13 protein-coding genes are annotated in these 13,691 nt (G+C 64.1%); 7 read left to right on the plus strand and 6 right to left on the minus strand.

Annotated elements, in window-relative coordinates:
- Positions 1-33: 33 nt before the first annotated feature.
- From E5678_RS07900 to E5678_RS07915, 4 genes are read right to left on the minus strand one after another with little or no spacing between them, the layout of a single operon-like run.
- Positions 34-1,167: an ABC transporter permease gene (locus tag E5678_RS07900; protein WP_136178006.1), complete on the minus strand. Its 1,134-nt coding sequence runs from the start codon at positions 1,165-1,167 to the stop codon at positions 34-36.
- A complete protein-coding gene (locus E5678_RS07905) occupies positions 1,164-2,108 on the minus strand; it encodes an ABC transporter ATP-binding protein (RefSeq protein WP_136178007.1) in 945 nt (314 codons plus the stop codon). Before E5678_RS07905 ends, E5678_RS07900 begins: the two co-directional genes overlap by 4 nt.
- Entirely contained in the window at positions 2,105-3,082 is a 978-nt protein-coding gene (locus E5678_RS07910; protein ID WP_168708515.1) for an HlyD family efflux transporter periplasmic adaptor subunit, read from the minus strand. Before E5678_RS07910 ends, E5678_RS07905 begins: the two co-directional genes overlap by 4 nt.
- A gap of 2 nt (positions 3,083-3,084) precedes the next feature.
- The gene (locus E5678_RS07915; protein WP_136178009.1) at positions 3,085-3,717 is read right to left on the minus strand and encodes a TetR/AcrR family transcriptional regulator; all 633 of its coding nucleotides are present in this window, start codon (positions 3,715-3,717) and stop codon (positions 3,085-3,087) included.
- A gap of 138 nt (positions 3,718-3,855) precedes the next feature.
- On the opposite strand from E5678_RS07915, the gene E5678_RS07920 reads away from it, so the two are divergent.
- The 5 genes from E5678_RS07920 (at position 3,856) to glk (ending at position 8,949) form a co-directional block, all read left to right on the plus strand.
- The gene (locus E5678_RS07920; protein WP_136178010.1) at positions 3,856-4,707 is read left to right on the plus strand and encodes an alpha/beta fold hydrolase; all 852 of its coding nucleotides are present in this window, start codon (positions 3,856-3,858) and stop codon (positions 4,705-4,707) included.
- A gap of 108 nt (positions 4,708-4,815) precedes the next feature.
- On the plus strand, positions 4,816-6,063 hold the full coding sequence (locus tag E5678_RS07925; protein WP_136180691.1) for a multidrug effflux MFS transporter: 1,248 nt from the start codon (positions 4,816-4,818) through the stop codon (positions 6,061-6,063).
- A gap of 5 nt (positions 6,064-6,068) precedes the next feature.
- A complete protein-coding gene (gene miaA, locus E5678_RS07930) occupies positions 6,069-7,052 on the plus strand; it encodes a tRNA (adenosine(37)-N6)-dimethylallyltransferase MiaA (protein WP_136178011.1) in 984 nt (327 codons plus the stop codon).
- Positions 7,049-7,696, plus strand: coding sequence for an ABC transporter ATP-binding protein (locus E5678_RS07935; RefSeq protein WP_136178012.1), 648 nt, complete (start codon positions 7,049-7,051; stop codon positions 7,694-7,696). The genes miaA and E5678_RS07935 overlap by 4 nt, the downstream gene beginning before the upstream one ends.
- Positions 7,697-7,935: 239 nt before the next feature.
- Positions 7,936-8,949 carry a glucokinase gene (glk, locus tag E5678_RS07940; protein WP_136178013.1) on the plus strand — a complete coding sequence of 338 codons (1,014 nt, stop codon included), beginning with the start codon at positions 7,936-7,938 and terminating at the stop codon, positions 8,947-8,949.
- A 22-nt stretch (positions 8,950-8,971) separates the two neighbouring features.
- On the opposite strand, the gene E5678_RS07945 is transcribed toward glk, so the two are convergent.
- Positions 8,972-10,210: an ROK family transcriptional regulator gene (locus E5678_RS07945; RefSeq protein ID WP_136178014.1), complete on the minus strand. Its 1,239-nt coding sequence runs from the start codon at positions 10,208-10,210 to the stop codon at positions 8,972-8,974.
- A gap of 41 nt (positions 10,211-10,251) precedes the next feature.
- The gene (locus tag E5678_RS07950; RefSeq protein WP_136178015.1) at positions 10,252-10,704 is read right to left on the minus strand and encodes an RbsD/FucU domain-containing protein; all 453 of its coding nucleotides are present in this window, start codon (positions 10,702-10,704) and stop codon (positions 10,252-10,254) included.
- A 353-nt stretch (positions 10,705-11,057) separates the two neighbouring features.
- Here E5678_RS07950 and E5678_RS07955 point away from each other — a divergent pair, with 353 nt between their 5' ends.
- Together E5678_RS07955 and zwf are read left to right on the plus strand one after the other, a co-directional pair.
- Complete coding sequence (locus tag E5678_RS07955) at positions 11,058-12,014, plus strand: PfkB family carbohydrate kinase (RefSeq protein WP_247596947.1); 957 nt, start codon at positions 11,058-11,060, stop codon at positions 12,012-12,014.
- Positions 12,015-12,147: 133 nt separating this feature from the next.
- Positions 12,148-13,623 (plus strand): glucose-6-phosphate dehydrogenase, encoded by a 1,476-nt coding sequence (zwf, locus tag E5678_RS07960; RefSeq protein ID WP_136178017.1) that lies wholly within the window; start codon positions 12,148-12,150, stop codon positions 13,621-13,623.
- Positions 13,624-13,691 lie beyond the last annotated feature (68 nt).

The following is a 13,691-nucleotide window of genomic DNA, read 5'->3' on the forward strand; positions in this document are numbered from 1 at the left end:
GACACCCATCCGGGCAAATACCTCATCGGGCGCTCAGTCCAGCGTCTGCCGGTACCGCTTCAAAGCCACAGCACCCGCCACCGCGGTGAACAGCAGCATGGGCCACAAATCGCCCCAGAGCTGCGGCGCCTCGGTGCCTTTGAGCATGATGCCGCGCACGATGCGCAGGAAATGGGTCAACGGCAGCGCTTCCCCAATCCATTGCGCCCATTCCGGCATGCCGCGAAAAGGGAACATGAAGCCCGAGAGCAGAAGGGACGGCAGGAAGAAAAAGAAGGTCATCTGCATGGCCTGCAGCTGGTTGCGCGCGACGGTGGAAAACGTGAACCCCACGGCCAGATTGGCCACGATGAAAATGCCAATCATGACCATCAGCAACCCGAAGCTGCCCAGCATCGGGACCTGAAACAGCAACCACGCAGCGCCCAGAATCACGCTGAGCTGCACATAACCCATCACCACATAGGGCAGGATCTTGCCCACCATCACCTCAAAAGGTCGCACCGGCGTGGCAAGCAGGTTTTCCATGGTGCCACGCTCGCGCTCGCGCGTCATGGCCAGGCCGGTGAGCATCACCATGGTCATGGTGAGAATGGTGCCGATCAGTCCGGGCACGATGTTGTAGCGCGAGAGACCTTCGGGGTTGTAACGGCGGTGCACACGCAGTTCAAACGGCGCTGCGCCAGCACTCAACGACCGCAAGGGCCCGATCAGGTCGTGGCCCAGGGCTTGTACCGTCAATTGCCCCAAAGCCGCGATGGCATTGCCCGATGCCGAGGGATCGGTGGCGTCCACCGCCACCAGCACCGCAGGTTTGTCGCCGCGCACCACGTCGCGCGAAAAGTCGGGTGGGATCACGATCATGAATTGCACATCGCCTTCGGCGAGCAGCTCGTCGGCCTCTCGCTGGCTGGTGCCCTGACTGACCACTTTGAAGTAGCCAGTGTTCTGCAAAGCGGTCACCAGGCTGCGCGCCATAGGCCCAGCATCGGCCGACACAATGGCCGTGGGCAGGCCCTTGGGATCGGTGTTGATGGCGTAGCCAAACAAAATCAGCTGCATCACCGGCACACCCACCGCCATGGCAAAGGTGAGCCGGTCACGCAGCATTTGCTGAAACTCTTTGATGAACACGGCCCACGTACGGGCGACAGAAAAGCGTTTCATGCGGGGGCCTTCGCTGCGGCTGCCGCAAAGTTGTCCTGCGATTGATCGATCAGGCTGATAAACACATCTTCCAGGCTGGCGCGCGCTTCGCTCACACGCAGGCCATCTTGCCCATGCAACGGTGCAAGCGACCGCTGCAGAAGCGCCGCATCACGCCCGGCCACATGCAGTGTGGTGCCGAACGCAACCACGCTCTGCACACCTGGCAGCGCCCGCAACCGATCGCTCCACACATGCTCGCCCGCACCGGCTACCGACCAGACCGAGAGGCCGGCACCATCAACGATCTCGCGCTCGCTTCCGCGCGCCAGGATCTTGCCGTAGGCGATGTAGACCAGATCGTGGCAGCGCGCGGCCTCGTCCATGTAGTGGGTAGACACCAGCACGGTGATGCCCTGCGCAGCCAGCCGGTGGATCTCGTCCCAGAAGTCGCGCCGGGCCTTGGGATCAACGCCCGCAGTGGGTTCATCGAGCAACAGCAAGCGCGGCTCATGGATCAGGCAGGCGGCCAGCGCCAGACGCTGCTTCCAGCCGCCCGAGAGCATGCCCGCAAGCTGGTGTTGCCGCTCCTGCAAACCCAGGCGCTCCAACGCCTGGTCCACCGCAAGCTTGCGCTTCGGCAGCTCGAACAAGCGAGCCACGAAGTCCAGGTTCTCCCGGATCGACAAATCCTCGTAAAGGCCGAACTTCTGCGTCATGTAACCCACCTGGCGCTTGAGCGCAGCCGCCTCACGGCGGAAGTCCAGGCCCAGGCAAACGCCTTCGCCCGCATCGGGTTTCAGCAGGCCGCAGAGCATGCGGATGGTGGTGGTCTTGCCGCTGCCGTTGGGGCCCAGAAAACCGCAGATGCGCCCCTCGCCCACCTGCAGCGCCACATCGTTGACGACGGCGCGCCCGCCATAACACTTGGTCAGGCCGCGCACGTCAATGGCGAGCTTCATGCCGGCGCCTTGTCCAGGCGTTTGACATCCAGCGGCTGGCCGGGATGCAGGCGCGCGCCATCGGCCGGGCGCGGTCTGGCCTCCACGAGGAACACCAGCTTCGCGCGCTGGGCGTTGGAGTAAATCACCGGCGGCGTGAATTCCGGGCCCGTGGCGATGCGTGAAATCTGGGCTGGTACCGGCTCGCCACAGCCATCGCAGCTGAGCGACACCCACTGCCCCAGCGCCAGCAAGGCTACTTCGTTTTCGCGCACATAAAAGCGCGCCTTGGTACCACCAGGTGGCAGCAGCGCCAGCACCGGCTGGCCGGGCATCACGTATTCCCCCACCCGAAAGAACACCTCGGTCACATGGGCAAGGGCCGGCGCCTGCTGCTGTTTCTGCGCCAGCCGCCAGTCGGCCTGGCGCACCATCCCGGCCTGGGCCTGAGCCTGGGCCTGAGCCGCTGAGCGCGCGTCGCTGCGCGCGGGCAGCGCCGCGACACGCAGACTGGCCTGCAGTTCGGCCACGCGTGCACGGGCCTGGTCGTGCGTGGCCCGGGCCTGGTCTTCGCCAGCGGGCGAGATAAAGCCCTGGGCTACCAGCTCTCGCTGGCGCTGCCAGGCGGTCTGCGCCAGCACGGCCGCCGTCTTCGCTTGGGCCAGCTGTGCACGGGTCACGGCCAGTTCATCGCTGCGCCGGCCCTTGGTGGTGTCGGCCGCCTGCGCCTCGGCCGCCACCAGACGGGCCCTGGATTCGTCTCGCGCGGCCAGCTCGGCTTGTGCGTCCAGCGCGAACAGCGTGTCACCGCGCCCAACCAAGTCTCCAACCTGGACCGACAACTGGTCCAGCCGACCGCCAATGGGGGCGGCCAGATAGATGTAATCGCCTTCGGCGTAGCCCGCCCAGGCAGGCGGTGGCGCTTCGCTGCAGGCCGCCAGGCCCAGCGCCATCAGCAGGCCGGTCAACGCACGCCGGATCGCTCGGTCAATCATGTTCATCCTTCCCGGCCGCACAGGGCCGCAATCGCCATGTCGGCACGCACCGCTATGGCCGCGTCCGACACCACCTCGTCCTCCAGCCGATCAGCGGGCAAGGCGGCCCCCAGTTCCAACGCCTGCAGCCGTCCCGCCACCAGGACGGGAGCGACCACCGCACCCATCAGAAACACCATACGCTGCAAAGCAGGCATGGGCCGGAGTTCGCCGCCGCGCTCGGCCTCCTCGAGCAAGGCGGTGACCAGGTGCAGATGCCGGGGCGCGTTGTCGCGCACAAAGGCCATTGCCACCGCCTCGCCTTGACCCGCATCGGCCCAAATGCGGCCCACCTCCGCCCCATGGCATCGCAGAAAACCCCCTACCGAAAGCAGCACGCCGCGCAGGCGCTGCAGCGGCGGGCCCGGCAACCGGGCCGCGCCGCTGAGCTGCTCAAACATTTCTTCATAAAGGCTTTGCAGCAGCACCCGCAGGAATTGCTCCTTGCGGCCGAAATGGTAGTGAAACAGGCTGGGGTTCACGCCCGCGTGCTCGGCGACGATGCGCACCGACAGGCCGGCACAGCCATGGCGGGCATACAAGGCACGCCCGCTGGCGAGCATGGCCTGATCAACATGGAGCGAGGGTCTGGGCATGGTGTGGCGCGTGAAAGTCCTGATTATTGGTCGACTGACCAATAATCACAAGTCGGAATGCCCCACAACGGGAGCGGCATGGCCCTTCACAATGAATAGCCCCTGAACTTTTCGCCCGGACTGTCCTCCACTCCCTACATGAAACGCTTGTTGATCCTCTCCCTGGCCCTGGCAGCCCTGCTGGCCGGTTGCTCCAGTCTGGATGAGCGCCAACGCGCCTGGATCTTTCAACCCTCCGACCGGAGCTGGTGGCGGGGAGAGCAGGCTGCGGCGGGTATGAGCGATGTCTGGATCGACTTCACTGCAGAGGAAAGCGGTCAGCCCGTCAAGCTGCATGGCCTGTGGCTGGCCCACGAATCCCTGGGCAACAATGCCCAGGCGCCGGTGATGCTGTACCTGCACGGCGCGCGCTTCAACGTCACGGGCTCGGCCTTTCGTGCCCGGCGCATGCAGGAGCTGGGGTTTTCGGTGCTGTCGGTGGACTACCGTGGCTTTGGCAAGAGCACCCCCGAGCTGCCGTCAGAAGCCATGGCGGTGGAAGACGCTCGAGCAGCCTGGGCATGGCTGGGCCGCGAATACCCCAACCGGCCACGCTACATTTTCGGGCACTCCCTGGGCGGGGCCATCGCCATCGAGTTGGCCGCACAAGTCAGCGACGAAGCCGGTACGCTGGTTGAAGGCAGCTTCACGTCCATCCCCGACGTGGTCAGCTCCTACAAATGGGGCTGGCTGCCCCTGGGGCCACTGATCACACAGCGCTTTGAGGCGGTCAAACGGGTGGCCGACTTGGGATCTCCGCTGCTGGTGGTGCACGGCAGCGAAGACAGCACCATCGCGCCCGAGCTCGGCAGAAAGCTGTTTGAGGCAGCAAAAGGTCGAAAGCGTTTTGAGCTGGTCATGGGGGGCTCCCACCACAACACCAATGCGGTCGGCCAACCGCAATACCGGCTCGCACTGGCCGACCTGTTTGGCTTGCCCCTGGCGCCCTGAACTCGCTTCGCTCGATGAGGTCCTGTGAAGGACTGCATCGGTTCAGGCCCCGTTCAAGGGGCGCAGGGCATCTGCTACGCTCCTGCGATGCCTGTTTCGCCCCCCTCCATGTCACCCGCGCTGGTCGTGCTGATGCTCTCGCTCCTGCTGGGACTGCAACCTATCACGACCGACCTGTACCTGCCCGCCCTGCCTTCGATCACGGAGGGATTTGGCGCATCCATGCCACAAGCCCAGCTCACCCTCACGGCGCTGCTGCTGTCGTTTGGCGCATCGCAGATGGTGTGGGGGCCGTTGTCTGACCGCTTTGGGCGCCGCCCCATCTTGCTGGTCGGCATGACCACCTATGTACTGGCGTCCATCGGCAGCGCGCTGGCGCCGAGCATGGAGATGCTGATTGGCTGGCGCATGGCACAAGGCGTGGCCATGGGCGCAGGTGTGATGTGTGCCCGGGCTGTGGTCCGCGATCTGTACGAACCCACCGAAGGCGCGCGCATGATGTCCAAAGGCCTGTCCGGGCTGGGGGTGATTGCCTGTGTTTGCGCACCGCTGGGCGGTTTGCTCAGCGAGCTGTTCAACTGGCGCATCGCCCTGACAACGCTGGCGGTGTTCGGCGCCAGCGCACTGGCCCTGGTGGCGTGGCGCTTTGAAGAAACCTTGCAGGTCGCCAACCGCCAGCCACTCGCCCCGGGGGCGCTGCTGCGCAGCTGGTTCAGCATCTTGCGCAACCGCACCTTTTGGGCGTTTGCCTTGCTGGCCACCGCTTCTTACGGCGGTCTTTTCACTTTTCTCGCGGCGAGCTCGTTCGTGTTCATCCAGGTCCTGGGCCTGTCCAAAACCCATTACGGCCTGCTGATGTTTTCGATGGCGCTGAGCTACATCGCCGGCACCATCATCTGCCGCCGCCTGCTGGTGCATTTTGGCGTGCGCCGCACGGTCGCCATCGGCGGCGCGTGCACGCTGACGGCGGGAACCAGCATGGGGGTGATGGGGCTCATGGGGATTGAAGGTGTCTGGGCCATCATGGTGCCGTTCTACCTGTTCATGCTGGGGCACGGCATACACCAGCCCTGCGGGCAAAGCGGCGCGGTCAGCCCCTTCCCCAAATCAGCGGGCGCCGCCTCGGCACTCAGCGGTTTCCTGATGATGGTGGCCGCCTTCGGCATGGGTGGGTGGCTGGGCAAGAGCCTGGCAGGGATTGGCGAAGGACAAGGTAGCGTATTGCCATTGACCAATGGCATCTGGTTCTGGAGCGTGGTGATCACCGCCATCGCCTGGACGCTGGTTCAGCGCTACGGTCAGGTGACCACCCCGCCTCAGCGCGAAGTTTCCCTCGATCTGCCGTCAACACCCTGAGTCCGATGCCCCACCCTGCGACCCCACCCCTTTGTCTCGCCATTGCGGGCCCCACGGCCAGCGGAAAAACCGCAGCGGCCCTGGCCATTGCCCAACGCTGGCCTGTGGAGATCATCAGCGTGGACTCGGCCCTGGTGTACCGGGGCATGGACATCGGCACCGCCAAGCCTTCAGCCGCAGAGCTGGCGGCTGTTCCCCACCACCTCATCGATACACGGGATCCCCTGCAGGCCTACAGTGCGGCCGAATTCGTGAAAGACGCACGCCATTTGATCGGCGAGGTACAAGCGCGGGGCAAAACGCCGCTGCTGGTGGGCGGCACCATGCTGTATTTCAGGGCCCTGATGAAAGGGCTGGACGACATGCCCAAGGCCAACGCCGAGGTGCGCCAGGCCATCGAAGCCCGCGCCCAGGCATTGGGTTGGCCCGCCCTTCACGATGAACTGGCCCGAATAGACCCACCGACCGCTGCCCGCCTGGCTCCCAACGATTCGCAGCGCATTCAAAGAGCCATCGAAGTCTTTGAGGTGTCGGGGCGGCCCATCTCCAGCTTTCAGACCGGTGGTGTCGAATCCACCCACGACAACCCGATCGGTCAGGGCGCCCTGCTTGCGCTCGAACCCGCCGAACGGGCCTGGCTCCACGAGCGGATCGCTCAGCGTTTCGACGCCATGCTGGACGCGGGATTTCTCGATGAAGTCAGGTCTTTGCGTGCGCGGGGTGATCTGCACCCTGACTTGCCATCCATGCGCTGTGTGGGCTACCGACAGGCTTGGGAGGCCATGGACACCGTGGGTGGTAGCGCCCTCGATCCGAAGGCACGCGCCGAGCTTCGGGACCGGGGCATCGTGGCCACCCGACAGCTGGCCAAACGCCAGCTCACCTGGTTGCGCTCCATGCCAGAGCGCCAATCGCTGCCTTGCGATGCGCCCGATGCGCCAGCCCAGACCCTGCAATGGGCCAAGGCCCACCTGGACCATCCAGCATGAGCCTCGTGATCAGCAAACTGGGCAAGCGCTACGGTGCCACGCCTGTCTTCAGCCAAGTGACCCTTACCGTGCCGGCCGGTGATTTCGTGGCCATTGTGGGCGAATCGGGCGTGGGCAAATCCAGCCTGCTCAACTGCATGGCCGCACTGGACGATTGGAACGAAGGGTCCATTTTCCATGACGGCGTCGATCTGGGCCGCCTCAACGAAGTCCAGCGTGCCCACTGGCGCCGGAAAAATCTGGGCTTTGTCTTTCAGGCGTTTCATGTGTTGCCGCACCTGGATGTGGCGCAAAACGTGGGATTGCCCTTGTTGCTGCTCAAGCGGCCTGATCCTGAACGGGTGCAGCGCATGCTGGCTGCGGTTGGGCTGGATGGCTTGGGAGCGCGGCTGCCGGCTCAGCTTTCAGGTGGCCAACTTCAGCGGGTTGCCATCGCCCGCGCGCTGGTCCACCGCCCCGCCCTGTTGCTGGCCGACGAACCCACAGGCAACCTCGACCCGAGAACCGCAGCGCAGGTGATGGATGTGCTGCAGGCACAGGCCCAGGAAAGTGGCGCGGCCCTGTTGCTCGTCACACATTCCGACAGCGCGGCAGCCCGCGCCCACCGACTGCTGCGGCTCACGTCCAACGGCCTGATCGGTTGAAGTGGTGCGCTCTGCGGCCCATGAGCAGGCCGAGGGTCGGATACCCGAGCGCTCGCCAACGTCATGAGGTGAATTTGCGTGGGACACTAACGCTGTGACGGTGGCGCAGTCGGGGTGGCTTGCCAGAAGATCGGCAAGGCTTCAACGAGATGGCCATGAAAACGACAGTGCTTCGGGGATCCATCCCGCACCCGCAGCTTTCGGCATTTATCAATTTTTCGCTTTTTCCCCGTTCAAGCATGTCCTACCAAACAACGGCTCCCTCTTCCGTCCTTCGCCTGCTCGCCGATGTCGGTGGCACCAATGCCCGATTTGCATTGCAAGCCGGATCTTTGGGTGAGATCACGCACATCCAGACCCTGCCGTGCGCCGACCACGCCACACTGGGCGCTGCCATCACGCACTACCTCGGCCAGCAATCCATTGGGCAGCGCCCGGCCCTCGCGTCCATCGCCATCGCCAACCCGATCCAGGGAGACCGGGTGCAAATGACCAACCACGACTGGTCCTTTTCGATTGCCGAGCTGCAAGCAGCGATGGGCTTCCAGCGCCTGGAGCTGCTCAACGATTTCACCGCACTCGCGCTGGCCCTGCCCCATTTGCCAGCCAGCGACCTGCGGCAGGTGGGCGGTCGGCCAGGGGCCTCAGCTGCCCAGAGCACCACGGCCCTGGGCCTGATCGGGCCGGGCACCGGTCTGGGCGTGTCAGGGCTGGTCCCCGATGGGCAAGGCGGCTGGTGGCCGCTGCAAGGTGAAGGCGGCCACGTCACATTGCCCGCCACCAATGCCAACGAACAAGCGGTATTGGCGTTGCTGTGGGCGCGCTATGGCCATGTGTCAGCCGAGCGGGCGGTCAGCGGGCAAGGCCTCGGCAACCTGTATGGGGCCCTCACCCAGCGCGACACCGGGCTGTGGCCCGACCAGTTGCCCAGCGCGGCCGAAGTAAGCCAATGGGCGCAGAACGGTCAAGATGCAAAAGCCCAGGAAGCGTTGGCATTGTTCTTTGCATTTCTGGGCACCGTGGCCGGGAATCTCGCGCTCACCATGGGAGCATGGGGGGGCATTTTCCTCGGTGGTGGCATCTTGCCCCGTCTGGGCGCCCGCATCGACACATCAGCCTTCCGCGAGCGTTTTGAGCACAAAGGCCGGTTTGAAAACCACCTCAAACCGGTCCCTGTGTGGGTGATCGAGGCCAAACAATCACCCGCCTTGTTGGGCGCGGCCAAAAGGCTGGACAGTCTCACGCGCGCCTGAGCGCGCAGTGGTCGCAGCCCGTTCAGACTTTCAGGAAGATGTCGCGATCGGGTGCAAAGCAGGCGTGCAAAGGCAGCAGCGCGCCGCCCAGCGCGCGTGCGTCTGAGCCGATGCTGCCACTCACCAGCCGCGGCAGGGCATGCAGCCCTTCGGTGTTGTAGGCCCTCAACGCCTCGCGGGTCTGGGCCAGCAACAACTGCAGCAGGCCCGGTGAAACCACGCCATCGATCACCACTGCGTCCAGATCCAGGAACGCGGTTCCGGAGACGACGCACTGCGCCAGGGCCTTGGCTGCGCTCGATGTCCACGCCTCAGTGTGCGGCAACCACGGCGACTGCATGGCGCGCTCGTCGTACGCCGCCCTCGGGTCGAGGTCATGGGCTCTAAAACGCTGCTCAAGATCCCACAACGATGCCTGGCTCACCAACTGTGGTGGCACGCCATCTCCGGCAACCGCCACCCGCAAGGGCAAGGACGCCACTGCACCCGCATTGCCGTTTTGGCCGCGGTGCAGGTGCGAATGGATCACCAGGCCGCCCCCGATGAAAGTATCCAGAAACAGGTACAGATAGCTGGGAATATCGCGCCCCTGGCCTTGCAGCAGCTCGGCCACACAGGCCGCTGAGGAATCTTTCGCAAAGCTCACCGGCAGATCGGTCATTGCCTGCACTTGCGCGCCCAGGTCAATGTGATTCCAGGCACTGGACTGCGCATCGGTCAGGCCCAGCATGCGGTGCCAGCCCCCCATTTGAAACGGCGCAGCCACCCCCACTCCCACCACCCGCTCGCGCAAGGCGCCCAGACCATCCAGCAACTGGTTGAGGTTGGTCTCAATGGCAGGCAGCAAGGTCGCGACGTCGGGGAACGGGTATTGCAACACCAGGCGCTGCCGGACCCGACCGGTGAAATCCACCAGCAACCAGTCGGCGCTGCGCCGCCCGATCTTGATTCCAATGGCAAAAGCCCCATCGGGGTTCAGTCCCAGCGGCACGGAGGGCTGCCCCACACGACCCCGAACGGGAGCCTGCCGGACCAACAAACCATCTTCATCCAGGCGCGCTGTGATCAGCCCGATCGTCTGGGCGGTCAGGCCAGTGAGGCGTGCCAGTTCGGCCTTGGGCGTGGAACCGTGGGACCGCAGCGCCTGCAACACCACGCGCTCGTTGAACTGCCGCATCCCCACCTGGTTCGAACCCCGTTGCTTCAGACGCACAGCGGCATCGGCAGGCTTCGCGTTTTCGACAGCAGAGTGAGCAAGCATGGTGGGGTAAATGGTGAGAAGGTAGGGGAAATGCAAGCGCGTCAGGCGCGCAAAGCCTCACCCAGAACCCCTTTGCGCAGCAAAAAATTGCTCCAGGGCTGCAGTTCACCGGTGACCACGGTGCCATAGGCCGAGCGCACGCGATCATAAAAGGCGAACCGCTCTACCGCTTGCGCCTGACCGTCATGCAAGCCCTCGTGCGCCAACACCGCCAGTGCTTCCCGTTGTACCTCAGAACGGTATCCAGCGGCCTTGCCACAGACGTGCATGCAAGCAACGGGACACGCCACATCGGATGCCCATGGCAGCACACTGCCCACCGCCCGCAGCGCGCGCGCCATGCCCACGCCAGGCAGACGCAACACCGGCTTGCCGGCAGCAAGGCTCATGGCCGTGAAGTTGGCATCAGCCAGCACGATGGTGTCATCGTGCCCCATCTCGGCCAGCATCTTGAGCAGATCCGGGCTGAGCACCGGATCAATGCCCTTCAGCATCCGCGCCCATTAAACAGTCGATCAACTCCAGCGCGATTTCGGAAGACTTCCAGGCGTCCACTGACGGTGGGTCCCGTTGATCCGGACCCGACAGCTGGCCTGGCCGACCGCCACGTTCATCCCGATCACACGCTCCACCAGTCCGCTCGTGCATTTTCATGGGGTGTCTCCTCGGTGGGGTGGATGGGTGGTTCAAACGGGCCTTCGGCCATCTTTGCCACGGGTTTTTTCGCTTGGCACCACCGAATGAATGCACTATATTCGCAAACAGGTTAATAAATCAACTGGATTTAGTTATGGTAAACCCACATCCCTTCGCATCTTTACAAGTCGCCACCGCTGGAGAGGCCTTGATGGACCTGATCCAGGAGGCCGACGGTCGCCTGCGCCCCTGCAATGGCGGCGCTGTGTACAACCTCAGTCGAGCCCTCGGGCTTCAGGGCGTGGGCACGCTCTACCTCAACCCCCTCTCCGCAGACCGCTTTGGCCGCGGCATGGCCGATGCCATTGGGCAGGCTGGTGTGACGCTGGCGCGCAGCGAGCCGGCTCACGAACCTACATCCCTGGCCGTTGTCGGTCTTGATGCACAGGGCAAGGCAAGCTACAGCTTCTATCGGGAAGGTGTTGCCGACCGCCAGGTGACCGCCACCGAGATGAGCGCGCAATGCGCCTCACACCCCACACTGAAAGTGATCGCCACCGGCTGCCTGGCCCTGGTGGCGGACGACGCCGACAAATACCTGCCCTGGCTCACGGCGCAGCGCGCCGCTGGCAGGCTGGTGGTGGTGGACGCGAACCTTCGCCCGGCTATCGTGCCGGACATGGCCGCCTACCAGGCCAGCGTGATGAATGCCCTGGGGCAGGCGCACATCGTCAAAGTGAGCGACGACGATCTGGTCACGCTGGGTTTTTCCGAAGCCGACCCGATCAAGGCTGCCAGGGCTCTGCTCGCGCAAACTCCCGCCCAATGGCTGGCGCTCACGCTGGGCGCGAAAGGCGCTGTCTTGATGCAGCGCGAGGGTGCCGCCTGGCACGCCACGGAAACCGCGCCAGTCAAGGTGGCCGATACCGTTGGCGCGGGTGACTGCTTCCTTGCAGGCATGTTGGTCGCGTTGCTGGAGCGCCCAGCCATGCAGAACGCTGCCAACGCTGACGCACTGCAGCTGGACGCGAAAGACATCGAGCACATCCTGTGCCACGCCATCGCCAGCGCCAGCCTGTGTGTGCAGGAAATCGGCTGCGTGCCGCCGACCCTGGAGCAGGTTCGCGCGCGCACCCAGCAGAGCAAGGCCACGTTCAAGGCGCTCTGAATCAGGGAATTATCTGCACACCCAGCGCAAAGCCCCTGCCGAAACCTGTTGTTTCATCAGGGGCTAAAAAAGAAACCCGCATGTAACTTAATTACATTAACATCTCATTGACACAGCAACTACAACACGAGACATGGCCACCACAACCCCCACCCCTGCCCATGCCGCGCCACTGGATCTGGTGATCTTTGGCGGCCTGGGCGACCTCTCCGTACGCAAGCTGTTGCCCGCGCTCTACATGGCGCACATGCACAACAACCTGCCCGAACTCACCCGCATCCACGCACTCGGTCGCCAGACTTGGGACCGTGCCGGCTTTGAGAGCTTCCTGCAAGAAAAGGTACCCGGCTTCATCGAACCCAAGGCCTACAACGACACCGCCTGGGCCAGCTTTGTCGCCCGACTCAACTACGTGTGTGTCGACGCCACGCAGGCGCAGGACTTCCAGGCGCTGGCGGCCGCCATGCAGCCTGGCTCTGACCGCGTGTACTACCTGGCCACCGCACCCACCTTGTTCGTCGGCATCTGCGCCAACCTCTCGGGCGCCGACCTGATCGATGCCAAAGCACGCGTGGTGCTGGAAAAGCCGCTCGGCCACGACCTCGCATCTGCCCAGAAGATCAACGACGACGTGGGCCAATTTTTTCAGGAACATCAGATCTTCCGGATCGATCATTACCTGGGCAAGGAAACGGTGCAAAACCTGATGGTCCTGCGCTTTGGCAACACCATTTTTGAGCCTCTGTGGCGCAGCCCGCACATCAAGAGCGTGCAGATCACCGTGGCCGAAAGCGTGGGCGTGGGCAGCCGTGCTGGTTTCTACGACGGCACCGGCGCCATGCGCGACATGATTCAGAACCACCTGTTGCAATTGCTGTGCATCGTGGCCATGGAGCCACCGGTGTCGCTCGACCCAGACGCCGTGCGCGATGAAAAGCTCAAGGTCTTGCGTTCGCTGCGCCCCATGAAGGTGTCCGATGTGGCCAGAGACACCGTGCGCGGGCAGTACGGCGCGGGTGCGTCCAAAGACGGATCGGCTATGGGTTACCTGCAGGAAGACAACGTGCCGGCCGACAGCGGCACCGAAACTTTTGTGGCGCTCAAGGCTCACATCAACAACTGGCGTTGGGCCAATGTGCCGATTTTTCTGCGCACTGGCAAGCGCATGGCCGAGCGCCGGTCTGAGATCGTTATCGAGTTCGCTGACCTGCCCTTCACCATCTTCGCCGACTCCCCGCGCCAATCGGTCAACCGGCTGATGATCCGTTTGCAGCCCGAAGAACACGTGCAGTTGCACATGATGGCCAAGGAGCCTGGCAGCGGCATGAAGCTGCGCCCGGTGCACTTGAATCTCGATCTGGAATCGGCCTTCACCGAGCGCCGCGCCGAGGCCTACGAACGCCTGCTGATCGACGTGATCAAAGGGCGACTGACCCACTTCATGCGCCGCGACGAGCTCGAAGCCGCCTGGGCCTGGGTCGACCCCATCATTGAGGGCTGGAAGCAGCTCAATGAAAAGCCCAAAGCCTACACGGCCGGCACCTGGGGCCCCGCGGCTTCGTCGGCCCTCATGGCACGGGAAGACTCTTCCTGGGTAGAAGAATCTTGACCCCCCGCACCGCGCTTGCAGCGCGTCACCCCCTCACCCGTTCGGGCTGAGCCTGTTGAAGCCCTCTT

The organism is Hydrogenophaga sp. PAMC20947 (genome assembly GCF_004795855.1).
Taxonomy (GTDB): domain Bacteria; phylum Pseudomonadota; class Gammaproteobacteria; order Burkholderiales; family Burkholderiaceae_C; genus Hydrogenophaga.